This is a genomic window from Marinomonas sp. ef1, assembly GCF_002806845.1.
GTDB classification, from domain to species: Bacteria; Pseudomonadota; Gammaproteobacteria; order Pseudomonadales; family Marinomonadaceae; genus Marinomonas; species Marinomonas polaris.
In genome coordinates, this window is sequence record NZ_NHTT01000012.1 from 36,633 (window position 1) to 56,569 (window position 19,937).

Sequence of the window (19,937 nt, forward strand, 5' to 3'; positions counted from 1 at the left end):
GCAACACTAAAGAAGAGCACCAATTGTGGCAATCGAAATTAAGACTACGCCGATAGAGAAAACGTATGCATTAATAAATCATTCTTAATAAAAACTAACAAATCTAGTAAGCTAAACAGGCACAGAAAATTAAATGAAACGCCGTTTTAATTATTTCTGGTGACAAACAAAAATCTCCTTTAAGATGAGGGAAAGAATAAAAACACGGATAAACATAACAATGCAAAACATGCTGGATTACCTAACCCTCTACGCCGACACTATTCTTAAACACTATCGTGACCCTTATCACGGCACGCCATTATTCTTTGATGGCTGCAACACCCTTAATCGCAAGCCAGTAACGTGGAAAAATACCGACGGCACCGAGTGGGAACCATCCAATATTGCCAGCCAACAAAATCTGTTTCGCTTTTTCTGCGGTTTAAGTGCGTTAACCAATCAACCAAAATACAAACAAGCCGCGCAAGAGGCGATCCAATGGCACTTTGACCATGCCGATGCCAGTGGCCTTATTCGTTGGGGTGGACACTCTTTTCTGGATTTAAAAACCCTCAATACCGTTGGGCCAGAAAATAAGAACATGGTGCACGAACTCAAGCACCACTGCCCATTTTATGAACTCATGTATGAAACCAATCCAACCGCGACCAGCAGAATGATCAAGGCTATTTGGAACTGTCATGTGACAAACTGGGACAACATGGAAATGTCACGCCACGGCAGCTACGGATTAGAATTCGACGAGACTACTTTTTGGGACAAACCACAAAACAGACACCTAGAACCACTACGTGAAATGAAAGGATTATCTTTCGTCAATATCGGCAACGATCTAGTATTCAGCGCAGGAATGCTCTCTAAGCTAGATCGCGATGAAAAAGCCCTTTCTTGGGCAGAGTTTTTAATGAGTCAATACGTCAACAGCCGTCACCCAGACACCAAGCTTGGTTGCTACCAATACAATCGCCCATTAAAAACAGGCGACGCGCCAGAAGACGAAAAAGACCCACAATACACCTTCTCATTTTGGGGCGACAGAGCCCAACGTCAATTTGGTCCAGAATACGGCGATGTGGCGAAAGAAGCTTGGGTATTGTTCAAGATGGATGAAGAGGCTCTTAATGGGCCAGAAGGAATTTATGGGGACTGCGGTCTAGCGCAAACGCTACTCGCAAGAGAGCTTGGTGAGGATGGTAAACAGCTATTAGATTGGACGACTGAAGGCTTGGAAGCTTGGGCGTATTACGCCTACGATGCAAATACAAATGAAATCAAGCCCATGTTCGCCGATGGCAAAGACCTAACAGGACAACAGATTCCTCGTTACGGTTATTATGGTAAAAAGGGCGTAGAAATTATTCGTCGCCCTGTTCCTTCTCATGTTTTTCTTGCTTACGTCACTAACTGGACAGAAAACTGTTCGGTTGGGAACCAGAGCAATATCATTTGGGCTACCGTCTGCGCTATGGCAAAACATTTTGATCTTGGCAACTGGGTAAACGATGAACCAAACGTCAATCTGCAAACCAAGGCAGACGAACCACTATTCCTATTTGCCACCTTAGAAATGTATCAAGCAACTAAAAACGCGAGCTACTTAACCCTTGCAGAAAAGTTGGGAGAAAACATATTTGAACGCAGTGCTAATCGAGAGCTTTTTACGGCTAGCCACAAACATATTCACTGCCGATTCGACGATATCGAACCGCTCGCCCTACTCAGCCTTATTGCCGCGAAACAAGGTCAACGTGAATTGGTGCCAATTTATCGCAGTCGCGGCGGTTATATTCACGGAGATATGATGATGCCTGATGGCAGTATCAAAAATACCATGGATGTAAAATCGATTTACCCTTGCACTCTATAAACAGAATTAAGACAAGCAACGTTAAAAAAACACGCGATAACCAAAACAAAAAAAGACGCCCCGATAATATTTACCGTGGCGTCTTTATTAAACTCAGTAACTGAGCTGATACCGTTTAGCACGTAAAGTCTGGCTTGTATTTTCGTCTTATTTTTTCTTTAAAGACGCCGCTGAGAAAGTAACAAACTCTTCCGCACTGGTTGGGTGAACACCCACAGTATCGTCGAAGTCGGCTTTAGTCGCGCCCGCTTTTATCGCAATACCTAAGCCTTGAATAATCTCACCAGAATAATCCCCCACCATGTGAGCACCAATGACTTTATCGTCGGCATTGTTTACCAATAGTTTCATCAAAGAACGAGATGTACCGCCGCTTAATGTGTGCTTCATTGGACGAAAATCCGTTTGATAAACGCGGAAGTCTAGACCACGTTTTTCTGCTTCTTGTTCAGTTAAACCAACTGTACCTATAGCTGGCTGGCTGAAGACAGCGGTTGGAATATTGTCGTAATCAAAGTCCACTTCTTTGCCATCGAACCAATAAGCGATAAGCGCCATGGCTTCTTTAATAGCTACTGGCGTTAACTGAATACGATCGGTTACATCACCAAGAGCAAAGACGCTTTTCGCAGAAGTTGTAAAGTTATTATCTACAATTACAGCACCATTTTTACCGGTTTTAATGCCCGCTTTATCAAGCGCTAAAGAAGCAACATTAGGTACACGACCCGTTGCATAAAGAATCAAACCGAATTCTTCCGAGTGGCCATCTTTAAAATGCACTGTTCGAGCGCCGTTTGGATTAGTCGTATCGACAAGCTCAATACTCTCTACGTACGTATTCAAACGCACATCGATGCCAGACTTTTTGTATTCTTCACTGGCAAAATCACGTACGTCTTGGTCAAAACCGCGAAGTAGCTGATCACCACGATAAGCAAGACTGGTTTCAACACCCAAACCATTCAAAATCCCTGCAAACTCTACGGCAATGTAACCGCCGCCAACAACAAGGGCTTTTTTAGGCAGTTCGTCTAGGAAGAACATTTCGTTAGAACTAACCACTAAATCGCTGCCGTTGAATTCAGGAATAAAAGGCTTAGCACCAACAGCGATTAGAATTCTCTCTGCAGTGTAGGTTTTACCATCTACCATCACAGTGTGTTCATCGACAAAGCTCGCATAACCCGAAATTAGCTCCACGCCAGCATTACCGAGTAAATTGCCGTAAATGCCGTTTAGACGCTCAATTTCTTTGGTCTTGTTGTCACGTAAAACCGACCAGTTGAATTTAACACCTTGATGAGACCAACCAAAGCCTGCAGCTTCGTCAAAACCATGGCCATATTCAGAACCATAAACAAATAACTTTTTAGGCACACAACCAACATTTACACAAGTTCCGCCTAATGCGCTGCCTTCGGCAACAGCGACTTTATAACCTTTAGATGCTGCAACACGGCTCGCACGAACGCCACCAGAACCGGCGCCAATAACAAATAAGTCGTACTGATAAGACATTCTGAGTCTCCAAAATTATTCACGATGTAATATGAGAACAGTTTATCAGTCTCATCCACTTAGAAGAAGGCTGATCAAATAACAAAGATCGATAAAACAAATACTAGATTGAAATGACAAGATTTAAGCAAGGCTAAATTTACATTTATCCTAATTCAGAAACCAAAATAGAATCTCGTTCTTTAATAAAATCAAAACTGTCTACTTTAGCTATTTTGTCTCTGTTTTCAGCGATGACCAACGAAAGCTAGGCCAGTAGTAACTAAAAATAATTAACAACAAAGTAAGCGGCCATGCACCGAAAAACACAGCAAAATCGCTATAATGCGGCATATCTTTCGACAACATGACAACCAGAACACCTTTTAATCCATAGGTAAAAATCCATACCAAAGAGACCTCTTGCCAAACTCGATCATATTTTGCAGTGCCATAAAAGGGAGACAGCTTCAAAGATGGAAGCGCATTTTCAGCCTGTGTTCGCACGACTGGTCGCCCTATCAACGAATAAAAACTAAAAACTATGATGACAGTGATAGATCCACCAACCGATAAAAACACACTTTCCTGCTTAATTTCAAAGAAGGTGAAACCATTGAGATATAAAAAATGGGCACAGCCAGAGATAAGGATAAGCGCAATAATGGAAAGTGATTTAGCTTGTTTAGAAAACAATTCTAGAAAACCAGAGTAACAAGCAGTTAGCAATAGGGCAGCACCGGCACCAAGACTCCAAAATGCAATATTGTAGAGGATGACTGGTATAATAATGGTAAGTCTCGCCTCCGGTGACAGGAAATAGCTCATTGCTCCGATGGATTTTGTATCCGTCATCTAAAAGTCCTTTTCACAAGAAAGTATTTTAAATAAAAAATGTTACGCTTTAAGTCTCTAAGATATCATCAAGCGCAATAGATAATACGATAACTATTGCGAAAATAATTACTACGAATTGTCCCACAAGGAAGTCATTGATATGTTCGTTTTCATCATCCTCACTTACGTTGTCATCATGGCACTCTATTTCTTGCGTAAAGAAGACGGTAATAAATTAATTATTGCCATGGCAGGGCTAACCGCTATTCCTCTTTTTACCGACGATTATTGGCATTGGTTACAGCTAAGTGCGGCATTGAGTGTGGCGATCTTAGTCGTGGAGGGATCTAAAGCGGGACCAACTGGCGGTGGAGCGATTGTTGCTCTTTTTGCTTTTTTTCTGGTCGCTTTTTTTATCAGTATCATCATAAAAACAGTATGGACTTTTTTTACCGACTTCAGCTTCTCGACTTTTCATCTGGACGGTCCACTTAGCTATGAATGGCCTACTTATGTTGTTGCTTTATATGGACTCGCTATTATTCTTGCCCTAACTGCTATTTTCCGTAGCAATAACGAGACTCTAGAATTACAGAACATCAATATTGCTGCATTAGGCTTCGCAGCTTTACCGCATTTCTGTGGCTCATTCCTTTATGGTATGGCACTAAGCTTAAGCATAGTTGCCATATTATTTTTACTCGCAATAATTAGAAAAATAGACTCGGAACAACGCTTCCTTTTTGTCTACTCAACGTTAGGTATAATTCCTGGTAGCTTTTTAGTAAAAGGGATAATGGTCACCTTTTTCTGAAGAATACAAACACCTTTAACTTATAGAACTATAAATACAAACAGGCTTGATATATCAAGAGATAGATCTATCTATAGCAATGAATGCGTAAATCCCTTTATGCCACCAACGCAACTGGGTATCATTAAGAAAATTCGCTATGGAATTATTCACATGAAATTTGTCTCTTTTAATATCAATGGTTTGCGTGCTCGACCACATCAAATAGAAGCATTAGTTGAAAAGCTCGCGCCGGATGTAATCGGCTTACAAGAAATTAAGGTTCACGACGACGCTTTTCCGCACGAGATCCCTGAATCTATTGGCTATCACGCCTATTATTATGGACAAAAATCACACTACGGGGTTGCCATTTTTAGTAAGCAAGAAGCGACTAAAGTAGAATACGGTTTCCCAGGTGATGATGAAGATGCTCAGCGTCGTATGATCATTGCGACATTTGATACACCACAAGGTCCAGTAAAAGTATTGAACGGTTACTTCCCTCAAGGTGAAAGCCGTGACCACGAAACTAAGTTTCCAGCGAAACGAAAGTTTTATGCGGACTTAATGGAATATCTTGCGACTCACTCTTCTGATGAAAAAATCATCGTGATGGGCGACATCAATATTTCTCCAACCGATTTAGACATCGGTATTGGCGAGCCAAATGCAAAACGTTGGTTAAAAACAGGCAAATGTAGCTTCTTACCTGAAGAAAGAGAATGGTTTACAACTTTGGCAAACTGGGGATTGACGGATACGTATCGTCAACTTAACCCTACCAAAAATGATCGCTTTAGCTGGTTTGACTATCGTTCAAAAGGCTTTGAAGACACACCAAAACGCGGTTTGAGAATTGACGTGATTATGGCTTCCAATGGACTAATGCCCTACTTGGAAAATTCCGATGTGGATTATGACTTGCGTGCACTAGAAAAGCCTTCAGATCACGCACCAATCTGGACTAGCTTCAATCTGAGCAAATAAAAGTCATCTAGGCGGTCATTGTGCAATTATTATACAAAACCATATAATGACCGTCTTACTTGATAAGAGCCGCTACTCAACACCACTAGTCCCAGTCTTATCCACAGACAATGTGGATGGTTTTATTTTTACTATAAAGCTCAGCACATAATTTGCCGTATTAGAAACGAGAAAAGATCATGAAAAACGAAACACTTACAATGGAAGATATGCTGCAACAATCATCTCAAGCGGCTACATTTCTAAAAGCACTGAGCAACGAAAACCGTCTGATGATTTTATGCCACATACTTGATCAAGAATTGTCCGTGACTGCTTTAAATGAAAAGCTTCCATTAAGCCAATCCGCTCTATCTCAACACTTAGCAGTGTTGCGAAAAGATGGGCTAGTTAATACTCGTCGCGAATCACAAACTATTTTTTACAGCATTGGCGACGCTCGTGTAAAAGAGTTAATCAAAACTCTTCACGGCCTATTTTGTCCGGCACTTTAGAATAGAAAAGAGTTTTATAGATAAAACTCTTTCAGTAAATCCGCCAGCAAGGCGGGCTGCTCTAAAGGCAACATATGCCCGCAGTTATCAATAGTGTTAACATCAAAACATTTTGAGCTTTTCATTTTTGCTAATACTGCACTCGACAATAAAGGATCTTCGCTTCCTACAGCAAAACACAGTGGAAATTTGACCTCTTCAAGTATTAACAATAGATCTGGCCGAACCAAACTACTCTTTAATTGCTGAATAAATACCGCTTCCCCTAGTGCCTTATCCATTGCAAAAATAATATCAACAAGCTCGCTTTTGTCCTTATTAGCCTGTCCCAACATAGCAGCAGCTTTTTTCTTTGGTATACCGTTGTAACCTTGCTTCAGAACCCAGTTGAGTGCAACTTCACGTTGCTGCTGTTCTGTTGCTAGCAGGCCGCTTGCTGTATTAGATAAAACCATTAGTCGCTTCACACGCTCTGGATACTTCAACGCAAACGCGCAAACCAAATACCCACCCATGGAAAAGCCAAGTAAGTTAATAGGACTTTCTGGCAATATCTCTGCAAGAACATCTACTATGGCTTCGATTGTCTCTTCCATAGGTATTGGCACATGTTGCAAATGTAGCGACTCGCCTAGCGTATTCTGTGTGAAACTCCAAAGACGCTCATCACACATAGTGCCGGGCAAACAATAAATTTTCGTAACCAAAACACGCTCTCTTCAAATGAAAATTAATATCGTGTATCACGAAATCTTAGAAAGCTTGCAAACCTAGGGATGCCTCGCTCAGTATAACCATGATATTTATAAATGACATGATCACCTATATTTGGAGGAGAGTTGCGCTCTTCATCTGAAAAGCCACTGCCTATTTTAAAGCGAATACCAGATGGCATTTCCACTAAAACAGACCCCATCATGCCATCGTATTTACCTGAACCGTTAAGAATCTCAATAACTTGTGCATCCGCTTCCATGTGAGGCTTTAACTTAAGCAAGTTATCAGTACGACCCCTTTCAAACCGGGCGAGCTTCCTATGCAGCATCAAACCTTCTGCACCTTTATTTACATATGCAGCCAACATACTATGAAGCGCTTCGTTATTACGAACAGAGAATTGTTCAACAGGTCGAACGTGGGGAAGATCTAGAATCGTCAATAGACGAGTATAACGCTTATACCTTTCTTCAAAGGTCATGTTTCTTTCTCTGTCTGGCGCATCAAACACCATGTAGTAAATCTTACGCCATTCGCTGTCTACTGGAGTCTGTTTCCTCACAGTCGACATGATAAAAGAAAAATCATTATGTGTAGACCAAAGTTCTCCATCGAGCCAAACTCGTGGCAATTTATCAGTAAACCATTTAGGAGCAAAAATTGGATTTCCTTGACGAGTTACTAGCTTTTCACCCGTCCAGATAGCACGGATTCCATCGTATTTTTCACTAATAAGATACTCTTTCACATGAACATCTTCGGAAAACACATTGGCCAATTGCACATTAGGTTGTGCAAAAAGAAATAAGGGAAGCAAGCATAGCCATACGGCCAAACATTTTATTTGAAACATTATTCACTCCTTTGACAATAAAAGCGCTATTCCATAGCACTTAATTAAGCTAAACGATTTGTTTTGAAGAATCAAATCGTTTGCGCTGCATAACTAGACAGTTATGCATAAAAAAGCCCATATTTTTTACCAAATATGGGCTTAGGTCTTACTATTAAAAATCGCTCTATTTGCTTAGTTGAACAATCAACTTGTTCATACGACTAACAAATGTCGCTGGATCTTCTAATTGGCCACCTTCAGATAAGGTCGCTTGTTCAAACAACAACCAAGCCATATCTGAAAAGCGCTCTTCATCGGTTTCAGTATCCATTTTAGCAACGATTGGGTGATCTGGGTTCACTTCCAATGTCGGTTTAGACTCGGGAAGCTTCTGACCAGCTTGCTCAAGCAAACGACGCATCTGCAGACCCATATCGTATTCACCAACCACTAAGCACGCAGGAGAGTTTGTTAATCGATCAGTTGAATTAACACCAGCAACTTTCTCATTCAACACGGCTTTCATACGATCAAGAAGTGGCTTCATTTTCTCAGCCTTTTCTTCTTTCTCTTTCTTCTCTTCTTCGTTTTCTTGGTCAGCTAAATCTAACTTGCCTTTAGTGACGTCTTGGAAAGATTTGCCCTCAAACTCTTGTAGAGAAGACATCATCCATTCGTCGATACGATCGCTCAACAACAATACTTCAAAACCTTTTTTGCGCAAGATTTCTAAATGCGGGCTGTTTTTCGCGGTATTGTGGCTCTCGGCGTAAATGTAGTAGATCTTATCTTGACCTTCTTGCATGCGCTCGATGTAATCAGCCAAAGACACAGTTTGTGCAGCTGCATCTGTATGTGTTGAGCTAAAGCGCAACAAGCCTGCGATTTTATCTTTGTTACCCATGTCATCAGCTGGGCCTTCTTTGATGACATTACCGAACTCATCCCAGAATTTTTGGTAATCTTCTGGCTCGTTCTTCGCCATTTTGCCTAGCATATCCAATACACGTTTCGTCAATGCTGAGCGCATAGAGTCAACCGCGTGATCGTTTTGCAAAATTTCACGAGATACGTTCAAAGACAAATCGTTAGAATCAACCACACCTTTTACGAAACGCATGTATGGCGGCAAGAAGGCTTCTGCTTCATCCATAATGAATACACGCTGAACGTATAGTTTCAGGCCGCGCTGCATATCACGATTCCAAAGATCGTAAGGTGCTTTAGAAGGAATATACAGTAAGCTTGAGTATTCCAACTTACCTTCAACTTTGTTGTGAGACCATTTCAAAGGCTCTTGGTAATCATGAGAGATGTGCTTGTAAAATTCTTGGTATTCTTCGTCCGTTACTTCATTACGTGGACGAGTCCAAAGTGCTTTTGCAGAGTTGACCGCTTCGTATTCTGGCGCTTTATTTTCATCAACTGGTTTAGGATTGCCCTCTTCGTCCATTTCAGGATAAACCGGTTTTTCCATTTCCACAGGAATAGAAATATGGTCAGAGTATTTAGTAACCAAATGACGAAGACGGAAGTTATCTGCGAATTCTTTTTCACCCGCTTTTAGGTGTAAAATAATGCGCGTACCACGGGAATCTTTCTCAATATTTTCAATAGTAAACTCGCCAGAACCATCGGATACCCAGCGAACAGCTTGATCTGCTGCCACACCTGCACGACGAGTTTCAACCGTTACTTTGTCAGCAACAATAAAAGCAGAATAAAAACCAACACCAAACTGTCCAATTAGTTGGCTGTCTTTTTTCTGATCGCCGCTTAATTGCTCCAAGAAAGCAGAAGTTCCAGATTTTGCAATCGTACCAAGGTTGGTAATCGCCTCTTCACGGGACATGCCAACGCCATTATCATCGATAACAACTGTATTCGTATCTTTATCAAATTCAATACGAACACGTAGATTTGGGTCTTCAGCGAGAAGGTCTGCGTTAGCGACAGACTCAAAACGAAGCTTGTCTACTGCATCGGATGCGTTAGAAATAAGCTCTCGTAGAAAGATCTCTTTGTTGGAGTACAAAGAGTGGATCATCAAATGCAGTAGTTGTTTAACTTCTGTTTGAAACCCTAACGTTTCTTTTTGAGTATCAGTTGCCATGTTGTAACTTGCTCCTATTTGAATGAACCTCCGGACAAAAACCAAAGGCGTATTGCGTTTCACTTGTGCCTCATAGATAAAGCCTCTTGAAGCAATTTCAAGAGGCAAACACGCAAAAAGAAGCAAAAAGTCACAATAAACTTATGGATATAAACACGTTAGAGGCATTTGGGAAGGAACAAAGAAGATACCTGATCACTTTGCGATCAGGCTTTAGGTGTTTTTCCGAACCAAGGTTAGGCCATCCCCAATCGGAATGAGGGACAGTTCAACGTCTATATCATCATGAATGGTTTTATTTAACTCGCGAACAATCTTTGTGTCTTTATCGATAAACGCCTCATCGGCGACATTCCCCCACCACAGAGTATTATCGATTAACAAACAACCGCCCGGACGTAATAATTGTTTCGCCAATTGATAGTAGGTCAAAAGGTTTTGCTTATCTGCGTCGATAAAGATGAAGTCGAAGGTTTCACGCTCAGCATCTAGAAAAGATTCTATAACAGGCAAGGCTTTATCACAGTAGGTCGTAACACGATCCATCACGCCAGCTTGGTCTAAATAGCGAGTAGCAATATCCAGCCACATTTGCTTTTTCTCGATAGCGACTAATCTTGCTTCTTTTGGCATCGCCATCGCCATAGACAAAGTACTGTAGCCAGTAAAAACGCCAATTTCGAGAAGTTTCTTTGGCGCTTGTAGCTTAACCAACAAGGCTAACAACTGCCCCACTTCCGGCGACAGCTGCATACGAGCCATATGATATTGAGCTGTTTCACGACGTAAGGCTCTTAATAAACCGTCCTCACGAACGGAGACATCAACCAAATACTGGTAAAGCCTGTCATCAACATTAACGGTACGATTAACAGGCTTATCATCTTCAGGTAAAGGTTTGGGGAAATTAGGAAGCATGAGATTTCATAACGAGTCCGCGACTCAAAGTTTTAAATGTTTTAGAACGGAATTCACGGCGATAAAGTACCGCTACAACCATCAAGCTGGCAGCCATACAGAAATACGGACCAAGGAACCAACCACAAAAAGCCATCGCAAAATAGAAAGCACGTAAACCGTAGTTAAATTGGTTTGCGGCTAGACTGCAAATTTGCGCCATATGCATGGCATAAAGTTCACGCTCGCTATCTTCAATACCTCGCTCTGTGGCTAATGGCGCACTGCCAACTAATACGGAGCAAAAGTTATATTGTCTAACGGACCAAGTGAAAGTGAAAAATGCGTAAGAAAAAATTACTACTAAAACGATAATTTTCAATTCCCACTCTTGCTGACTCATCGGAGATAAAAGATAAAAATCCGATAAAATGCCAAGCGCTTTTTCTGAATAGTTAAATGCGGTAAAAAGACCCGCAATAATCAACAAGCTGCTTGAAGCAAAAAACAAACTACTTCTTTCTAAGTTCGCCATTACAGAGGCATCCGCAATGCGATTATCTCGTCTAAGTAAGCGTGACATCCAAGCTAATCGAAACTGATGCAATACGCTTACCAAACAAGAGCGACGCTTAGAATTATATTGAGCATAAAAAGCATACCCCCACCAACACGCAAAAAAGACAAAAAGTGTTGCTATATCAAGGGGGTTTAACAGTAATGAAATAGAATGCTTTTCCATATTTTAACTCTGCTGAAAGAACAGTTTAGGGTGGCAATATTAGACCACTTTTCACTTTACATGTCCCAGTTTCCGCTTAGAAAATTCAGCAAATCATTCTAAAAAAATAAATATAAATTCTTCATCAAAAAACACTTGCATCGATAGAAAATATCGGTAAGATCTCGCCGGTCAACACGACATGCGGATGTGGTGGAATTGGTAGACACGCTGGATTTAGGTTCCAGTGCTTCACGGCGTGAGAGTTCGAGTCTCTCCATCCGCACCATCTTATTTGTTTCTTAGCACTCACCTCTTAAGTCAAATTACGAAATTACTAACCTTTTTATTAATTTATAAAACACTCATATCTTTATCATCACGTTTTTGGCATAAAAAAACCGAACCCATTTACTGAATTCGGTTCTATATAGTTACCTAGCCTCAAACCAAGTTACTTTATTTCAATTTCCAAGATACTTGTTTGCCAGCAAAGAAAGGCACAATTGGCTCTCCGTTCGGCAAAGTAATACTGTTAGGCACCTCCCAAGACTCACGAATCAAGGTCACTTTTTCTGTGTTACGCGGCAAACCATAGAAGTCAGCACCATAAAGGCTTGCAAAGCCCTCTAGCTTGTCAAGGGCGCCTAGCTCATCAAATACTTGTGTGTATAGCTCAAGCGCAGACCAAGCACTGTAACAGCCCGCACAACCACAATCTGACTCTTTACGGTGTTTAGCATGTGGGGCAGAGTCAGTTCCCAAGAAAAACTTAGGCGATCCAGATTTAACCACTTCACGCAAAGCTTGCTGGTGAGTACTGCGTTTAAGCACAGGCAAACAATAATTATGTGGTCGAACACCACCATCTAGCATGTCATTACGATTCAACAATAAATGCTGAGGCGTAATTGTTGCGGCTACACCATCACGAGCCGCCAAGACAAAATCTACAGCCTCTTTTGTGGTTATATGTTCGAACACCACTTTTAGATTCGGCACTCGATCAACAATATTCACCATGTGCTGATCGATAAATTCTTTTTCTCGATCAAAAATATCAATGTGCTTTTGCGTCACTTCACCATGAATCAGCAACAACATGCCATTGTCTGCCAAGGCTTCAAAAACTGGATACAGTGACTCTAGGGAATTTACACCCGAATCAGAGTTAGTTGTCGCGCCAGCTGGATACATTTTGGCCGCCAACACTCCGGCTTTTTTCGCATCTTGGATATCTTGAACACTGGTTTTGTCTGTTAGATAAATAGTCATGACAGGCATAAAAGTACTACCAGCAGGACGAGCCGCTAAAATACGCTCTTTGTAGCTTAATGCTAACTCAGCAGTCGTAACCGGCGGCACCAAATTTGGCATCACTACAGCACGCTCGAAACAACGAGCCGTAGCTGGAACCGTCTCAAGTAACATATCTTGATCACGAAAATGTAAGTGCCAATCATCTGGCTTGATAATAGTAATTTCGTTCATTATTTACCTACTGTTTTTTTTCAGACGAAAAGTTGTATAACGAATTATCAATAAGCCCATTAGTGTAAATTTGTATATAGGCTTTTAATCGCTGCTCTAATTTCTCTAGATTTACTGGCTGCACCAAACCCGCAGGCTTAGTAAATGTTTTTGGTAGCTCACCAGTTTCAACTAATGCACCCTCTGCCATAGGCAACTTCACATATTTTCCTTGTGATAATAACCAAAAAGCATCGTCTTCCTTGATGATTGCATCTGCACGAGCATTCTGTTCCAACAATGAACGCCCAAATGGCAAGATTTTCTCTTGCTCTGGCAGATTCAAATAATCAACGATTGTAGCAGGGATATCGATTTGTTGAGCCATATCGGTGATAACACCATTATCTATTTCTTGATTAGGCTGATACAAAATAATGGGGACCTGATGACGACCTAAAGAAGAGGCAAAACGAGGATCGAAGTTATCCGATGTATGGTCAGCAGTAAGAACAAACAAAGTATCTTTATACCAATCTTTGGTGGCCGCCTCCTCAAAAAAACGTCTCAATGCAATATCGGAGTATTGAATAACTCTATGCATTGGGATATCACCTTCTTGTATTTTACCGACATACTGATCAGGCAAAGTATACGGAGGATGAGAGCTGATAGTAAAAATACCCGCCATAAATGGCTTAGACATTTTATCCATCTCATTCACAGTAAACTTAAGAAATGGTTCATCAAAAATTCCCCACTGCCCATCAAACTGAGAAGAATCAGGATATTCATTAAGACCAAAATAGCGATCAAAGCCAAATCGATAGGTTGTGTCGTCAAAGTACATGCTGCCATTCTTCGCACCATGGAAAAAAGCAGTACTGTATCCGTAAGGCTTTACGATTTCACCCAAGCCATGCATTACATTTGACTGATACGGCGATCGCATAAAAGCCTCAGGCATCAATGATGGGACACCTACCAAAACCGATGGAATAGCTTCAATAGAACGACGACCATTAGCAATGCCATTTGGGAAAAAGCGCCCCTTCTCAGACAGCTCTTCTAAAAAAGGTGCGTATGATTTCAAACCATAAGGAGGACCTAAATACTCCAAGCCAAAGCTCTCCAAGATCAAAATAACAACATTACGCTTTTTAATTTCAGAATCACTAGAGATCGATTTATTTTTATCAGCTATTGCCATCAACAAATCACTATCAGAGGCAAAATAAGCCACCTTTTCTAAATGATCAGCATCCTCTTTTAAAAGTGAAAATGGCGTATTTAGAACAAGAGCCCCTAACCCGCTAGAAGGATAACTATATGCATTCAGAGCTCTAATAGGCTTAGATTGAAATCCTCCCCGCCCAGCCAATACAAAAACTACTGTCAGTACAAGGCAAAGTAACACAACCCAAAATTTGGACATAAAAATCGGTTTAAGTCGCTTGCTCACCTTAAAAAACAACACGGCATAAAGAAAATAAATCAAAATGCTACCGACAACATACCACCAATAAACAAGGATTAACTCAGGCAACTGGGATACAACATCATTGGCCATAGAGAGCACTTCAAGACCGCTACGACGGCCTGTGTATGGGAAATAAACGGTATCCATAAAGTTAATGATAATTGCCGATACACTTACAAAAAATAAGTAGACAAAGACCAGCACCATATTCGCTTTGAATAAAGCGCGAAACCAAATTGAAACAAACAAAAAAAGTAAGAGTAAAGAATTTAATAGCGCAATAGTCGCTAAATCAAATCGCAAACCATGCAATAGAGCCAGCAATATATTATCAGAGGTTTCAGCCACAAAATAATCTGAGTGGACTCCAAAAAAGTACAACCGGGTTAAAATAAACCCTATAAATATCAAAATTAGCCCAACACCTAAAAAGACAAGAGGTGTTATATTTATTCTTTTGTTTTTATTATCTTGATGCATGCTGACCCTTTTCAATCAGAGTAAATATTAACGTTCATTTATAACAAAAAAAAACCGCGATTAGGCGGTTTTTTTATTTACATCATTCTAATTAATCGTTTTTACGTGGTGCTCTTGGACGACGCTCGCCGCTGCGATTTGCATCGCGATCACGACCGCCACCAGCGCCAGCACTTGGACGACGACGCTCACCACCAGCTGGACGACGATCACCACCAGATGGGCGACGATCACCGCCACCAGCTGGACGCTTACGAGTAGAAGGTGCTGCTGCACGCTTATTCAACTCATCGGCATTGTCTAGCTTAGCAATGTCAGTACGCTGACCACAAATACGAGTTTTACCCAACTTACCTAATGCATCCGCGCTTAGGTTAGAAGGTAAATCGACTGTAGCAAAATCTTCATAGATTTCGATATGACCAATGTAACGGCTTTCAATGTCAGCTTCGTTAGCAATCGCACCAACGATGTTGCCAGGCTTAACTCCATCACTATAGCCAACTTGAACAACATAACGCGTCATAGACGTATCAGGATCATCCTTTAATGGCATAGCTTCTGCCGTAACTGGACGAACTTTACGTTCGCGTGGTGCACGATCGCCACGATCGCCACGGTCTCCGCGATCACCACGGTCTCCGCGACCGCCATCACGATCATCACGATCATCACGACGTTCTCTGCGTTCTTGACGAACTTCCATTTCAGATAACAACAATGGTGTTTTACCTTGAGCCATATGAGCCAAAGCAGCCGCCATTTTCAATGGATCAACTTCGTTTTCTTTCTGGTAGCTTTGAACAAGTTCCAAGAAGAAATCAAGGTTTTCGTTATCCATCGCATCTGTAATGCTCTGCTTGAAGCGATTAACACGATGCGCATTAATATCTGAAGCAGTTGGTAGTGTCATGCTCTCAATTGGCTGACGAGTTGCGCGCTCAATCGCTTGCAACATACGACGCTCGCGATGAGCAACAAACAATATTGCTGTACCAAGACGACCAGCACGACCAGTACGACCGATACGGTGAACGTAGGATTCAGTATCATATGGAATATCGTAGTTAACAACGTGACTTACGCGTTCTACATCCAAACCACGAGCTACAACGTCAGTTGCAACAAGAATGTCAATTTGACCTTTCTTGATACGATCAACAGTACGTTCACGCAAATTCTGGCTAATGTCACCATTTAAGGCTTCACAAGCGTGGCCACGAGCAGTTAGCTTTTCAGCCAATTCTACTGTTGCCGCTTTTGTACGAACAAAGATGATCATGCCATCATGTTCGTTCATTTCAAGAATACGAGTCAAAGCGTCTAACTTATGTAGACCGCTTACTGGCCAATATTTTTGAGTAATCGTCATCGCAGTAGAAGTTTTTGTAACGATTTTCACTTCTTTAGGATTATTCAAATGACGGTTAGCTACCTGACGAATCACAGGAGGCATAGTCGCAGAGAACAAAGCTATTTGGCGAGTTGGTGGTGTTTGCTCAAGAATCCATTCGACATCGTCGATGAATCCCATACGTAACATTTCATCCGCTTCATCAAGAACTAGGGCTTTAAGACCGTCTAGTTTCAATGTTTTACGACGAATATGATCCATAACACGACCTGGTGTACCAACAACAACTTGAACACCACGTTTTAGTTGGCGAAGTTGAGTGTCGTATGACATGCCGCCGTAAATTGGCAAAACATGAAAATCAGGAAGGTTACGTGCGTAACTTTGAAATGCTTCAGCGACCTGAATAGCAAGTTCACGGGTTGGAGCCAGTACAAGTAATTGTGTCGTTTTATCTGTAACATCAATGCGAGACAGTAGCGGAAGCGCGAACGCTGCTGTCTTACCAGTACCCGTCTGCGCTTGCCCCAAAAGGTCTCGACCTTCTAATAGATATGGAATACTTTGCGCTTGGATAGCAGATGGTTGCTCGTAACCTAGGTCAGCAACCGCTTTAAGAACAGGGGCGATTAGGCCCAACGAATCAAATGTAGGCTGAGTATCAGCGTCAGACATGTAAATTAGTACCTTTTTTTGGTGAGGATAAGGCCTGTAATCATTTACATGCCTTAATGAAATTCTCTAGAAATTCTCGGAGGAAAAACTGATGGCGAAGTATATACAATAAAAGAGAAATAAGCTAGGCCATATTGAAAATAAGATTGGCGCCCTTGCGGCGCCAATCACTTGTTAGTGCTTATTATCAGTATCCACTTTAGAGTCAATCATCACTGCCAACCAATGCATCTTAGGATTTGCCTCGAATGCTAGCTTCATGATGATGGTTAACGGAATCGAAAGCAACATGCCAACTGGACCAAATACCCAACCCCATAGTAGTAAAGAAAGAAACACCACCAAAGTGGAAAGCCCTAACCCACGCCCCATGTAGCGAGGCTCAATCACATTACCAACAATCAGATTCACAATTAAAAACACGCCAGCAACCAAGCCAGCCGATAAGCTACCAAGCTGAACAAAGGCAAGCAAAACAGCAGGAACCGCTGCAATAATAGACCCAATATTTGGTACAAAATTTAAAAGAAATGCACATACACCCCATAAAATAGGGAAATCAACACCTAATACCCACATGAAGAAAGTAATTAGGACACCCGTCAACATACTTAGTAAGGTTTTTATCACTAAATACCGATTAACCGATTTGATGAAGGAATCAAATTTATCCATTGATTTAGAGGCATCACTGAACGCTAAAGACAGTTTTTTAGGCAGTTCAACTGCTTCAAATAAAATGAAAATCACAATCATCACCACCAAAACAAGATTAGTTAGCGCGCTCCCAAGCCCTCTTAAAGCATTCGCAACCATCTGCATTAAAGCGGAAGGATCAATGTACCCCTTCACTTGATCATAAGATACATGCACCCCTAGTCGATTAATCATTTGTATTAAGCTGGACATTTCTTCGCCAAAGCGCGTTTTGTAACTAGGCAGCTGATTGGAAAAATTATCTAGAGATGCACCTACAAGCACAGCAATAGAACTAATTCCAACCAGTATAACTAACACAACCACCAAGATAGAAAGCCAAGTTGGCAGATTCCGACGACGTAAACTGGACATTGCTGGGGCGCAAATAATAGCGATAAAAACTGACAACATGAAAGGCACCACTATTTGAGAGGCCTCCTTCAGCGCAGCAATTATGATCACAAAGGCCGCAAAACCAACCAGCCAATGAATGCCTTTATGCTGTTCATTCATATAAATTCCTTATAAAGGTATCGGATAAATACTTTGAGCGTAATCAGCCAAGTCCTGTAACATAATTTGTTTCGCTGCAGGCAGATCCGGTGTTTGAGCAATTTGATTCAAACGCTCAAAATACTGTTCCATATTGATTGAGCCGCCGCCATCTTTTTCAAGTAAACGAACCTGCCTATATTCTTCCCACTCGAATTGTTGCTGTTCACTCAATTGATCCGGGTAATTTCGACCAATATAACGCATTAACATTTCAGGCAGGCGACGATCATCAAATGACATAGCCAATTCTGACAAATGACTAGCCGGTATCGAACGAATCTTTTCCATCCTCACCCGATCTTCACGAGAGAAAAAACCACCAGAGTAAAGCATGACATCTGGATCTTTGTGTATTGGTCGATCTTCTTGCATAAAGACATCACTGAGCTTAGCCGCTAAACCAGCATACCCTTTTATGATGGCAAGATTATGACGACAAACCGCACCATCCAATTCTAGACGCTTGACGACATCAGCATCTTTCAAAAAAGTGGCTGGAGCAACGGCCGGAGATTTATTGTAGTGAATCACTTTTAAAGGCAACCTTTCTAGATCCCCCAACTCTTCTTGACGAGTAAAAACTCGATGACGAATCTCATCCACACTCAAATCAATTAAAGGCTGAGCATCTGCCATAAGATCAAAAACAATCACACCATTTTTGTTCGTTGGGTGTGGCGCAACAGGTACAACAAAAGCCGCGTAGTTTTTTGCCTGCCCAAACATCCCAGAAATATGCAAAAAGGGTTTTAGTCGCGCCACATCAATAAATTGCTGCAATTCGTGTTTTTGACGCATTTTGAAATAGTAAGCAAACAATTTTGGCTGCTTACTACGAATTAACTTAGCAATCTCAATGGTCCCATAAACATCAGATAAGGCATCATGCGCTTGTTCATGAGCAATGCCATTTGCTTTCGTGAGTGCTTCCAGCTTCATCGAAACTTGGCCGTCTTCGTTCTTCGGCCAAACAATCCCCTCTGGACGCATAGCATAAGTCATTCGCACTAAATCGATCATGTCCCAGCGAGAGCAGTTGTTCTGCCATTCTCTGGCATAAGGATCAATAAAATTACGATAAAAACCATAACGAACGACTTCGTCATCAAAACGGATCGTGTTGTAACCCAAAGCGCAAGTACCAGGCTGCGAAAGCTCAGCCTCTACTGCCTGCATAAATTCTGCTTCGCACAAGCCTTCACGATTAGCATCTTGTGGGCTAATACCTGTCAGCAAGCATGCCTCTGGTTGAGGCAGAACATCCTCCGCTAAGCGGCAATAAAACATGATTGGCTCGCCGATGGGATTAAAATCAAGATCTGTTCTAATCCCAGCAAACTGCATAGGACGATCTCGCGCAGGGTCCGTTCCGGTTGTCTCAAAATCAAACCAAAAAAATGAAGTGGGGCCCGATGAAGTCACAAATAATTCCTGTAAGCCGTTAAATAAAAAAGGTA

General features: G+C 41.5%; 16 protein-coding genes and 1 tRNA gene. 5 read left to right on the forward strand and 12 right to left on the reverse strand.

Translation table 11 applies throughout. The features are described 5' to 3' along the window. Nucleotides 1-220 precede the first annotated feature (220 nt). Entirely contained in the window at nt 221-1,870 is a 1,650-nt protein-coding gene (locus tag CCS02_RS16285; protein WP_232728892.1) for a pectate lyase, read from the forward strand. Between the two features lie 147 nt (nt 1,871-2,017). Here the strand turns inward: CCS02_RS16285 and gorA are convergent, their stop codons facing one another. Together gorA and CCS02_RS16295 are read right to left on the reverse strand one after the other, a co-directional pair. After that, on the reverse strand, nt 2,018-3,391 hold the full coding sequence (gorA, locus tag CCS02_RS16290) for a glutathione-disulfide reductase (protein WP_100637141.1): 1,374 nt from the start codon (nt 3,389-3,391) through the stop codon (nt 2,018-2,020). 210 nt (nt 3,392-3,601) lie between these two features. After that, nucleotides 3,602-4,225, reverse strand: coding sequence for a hypothetical protein (locus CCS02_RS16295; RefSeq protein WP_012070065.1), 624 nt, complete (start codon nt 4,223-4,225; stop codon nt 3,602-3,604). 142 nt (nt 4,226-4,367) lie between these two features. On the opposite strand from CCS02_RS16295, the gene CCS02_RS16300 reads away from it, so the two are divergent. The 3 genes from CCS02_RS16300 (at nt 4,368) to CCS02_RS16310 (ending at nt 6,484) form a co-directional block, all read left to right on the forward strand. Then, nucleotides 4,368-5,021, forward strand: a complete 654-nt coding sequence (locus tag CCS02_RS16300) for a hypothetical protein (protein WP_100637142.1) — start codon at nt 4,368-4,370, stop codon at nt 5,019-5,021. A 153-nt stretch (nt 5,022-5,174) separates the two neighbouring features. After that, a complete protein-coding gene (gene xthA / locus CCS02_RS16305) occupies nt 5,175-5,990 on the forward strand; it encodes an exodeoxyribonuclease III (RefSeq protein ID WP_100637200.1) in 816 nt (271 codons plus the stop codon). 179 nt (nt 5,991-6,169) lie between these two features. Beyond that, the gene (locus CCS02_RS16310) at nt 6,170-6,484 is read left to right on the forward strand and encodes an ArsR/SmtB family transcription factor (protein ID WP_048814012.1); all 315 of its coding nucleotides are present in this window, start codon (nt 6,170-6,172) and stop codon (nt 6,482-6,484) included. Between the two features lie 14 nt (nt 6,485-6,498). Here the strand turns inward: CCS02_RS16310 and CCS02_RS16315 are convergent, their stop codons facing one another. The 5 genes from CCS02_RS16315 to CCS02_RS16335 form a co-directional block, all read right to left on the reverse strand. Further along, entirely contained in the window at nt 6,499-7,191 is a 693-nt protein-coding gene (locus tag CCS02_RS16315) for an alpha/beta fold hydrolase (protein ID WP_232728893.1), read from the reverse strand. 23 nt (nt 7,192-7,214) lie between these two features. Then, on the reverse strand, nt 7,215-8,054 hold the full coding sequence (locus CCS02_RS16320) for a DNA ligase (RefSeq protein ID WP_100637143.1): 840 nt from the start codon (nt 8,052-8,054) through the stop codon (nt 7,215-7,217). 166 nt (nt 8,055-8,220) lie between these two features. Further along, nucleotides 8,221-10,149, reverse strand: coding sequence for a molecular chaperone HtpG (gene htpG, locus CCS02_RS16325; RefSeq protein ID WP_100637144.1), 1,929 nt, complete (start codon nt 10,147-10,149; stop codon nt 8,221-8,223). A 213-nt stretch (nt 10,150-10,362) separates the two neighbouring features. Further along, entirely contained in the window at nt 10,363-11,067 is a 705-nt protein-coding gene (locus tag CCS02_RS16330; protein WP_100188456.1) for an O-methyltransferase, read from the reverse strand. Further along, nucleotides 11,057-11,788: a DUF599 domain-containing protein gene (locus CCS02_RS16335; protein ID WP_084122625.1), complete on the reverse strand. Its 732-nt coding sequence runs from the start codon at nt 11,786-11,788 to the stop codon at nt 11,057-11,059. The genes CCS02_RS16330 and CCS02_RS16335 overlap by 11 nt, the downstream gene beginning before the upstream one ends. Nucleotides 11,789-11,971: 183 nt before the next feature. Here CCS02_RS16335 and CCS02_RS16340 point away from each other — a divergent pair. After that, nucleotides 11,972-12,056, forward strand: a tRNA-Leu gene (locus CCS02_RS16340). Nucleotides 12,057-12,226: 170 nt separating this feature from the next. Here CCS02_RS16340 and pyrC read toward each other — a convergent pair. The 5 genes from pyrC to sbcB all read right to left on the reverse strand — a co-directional run bounded on the left by pyrC (nt 12,227) and on the right by sbcB (nt 19,902). Continuing rightward, nucleotides 12,227-13,258, reverse strand: coding sequence for a dihydroorotase (gene pyrC / locus CCS02_RS16345; RefSeq protein ID WP_100637145.1), 1,032 nt, complete (start codon nt 13,256-13,258; stop codon nt 12,227-12,229). Nucleotides 13,259-13,265: 7 nt separating this feature from the next. Continuing rightward, nucleotides 13,266-15,197, reverse strand: coding sequence for an LTA synthase family protein (locus CCS02_RS16350; protein WP_100637146.1), 1,932 nt, complete (start codon nt 15,195-15,197; stop codon nt 13,266-13,268). Between the two features lie 91 nt (nt 15,198-15,288). Next, nucleotides 15,289-17,226, reverse strand: coding sequence for a DEAD/DEAH box helicase (locus CCS02_RS16355; RefSeq protein ID WP_100637147.1), 1,938 nt, complete (start codon nt 17,224-17,226; stop codon nt 15,289-15,291). Nucleotides 17,227-17,400: 174 nt separating this feature from the next. After that, nucleotides 17,401-18,438 carry an AI-2E family transporter gene (locus tag CCS02_RS16360; RefSeq protein ID WP_072841893.1) on the reverse strand — a complete coding sequence of 346 codons (1,038 nt, stop codon included), beginning with the start codon at nt 18,436-18,438 and terminating at the stop codon, nt 17,401-17,403. Nucleotides 18,439-18,447: 9 nt separating this feature from the next. Beyond that, entirely contained in the window at nt 18,448-19,902 is a 1,455-nt protein-coding gene (gene sbcB / locus CCS02_RS16365) for an exodeoxyribonuclease I (protein WP_100637202.1), read from the reverse strand. Nucleotides 19,903-19,937 lie beyond the last annotated feature (35 nt).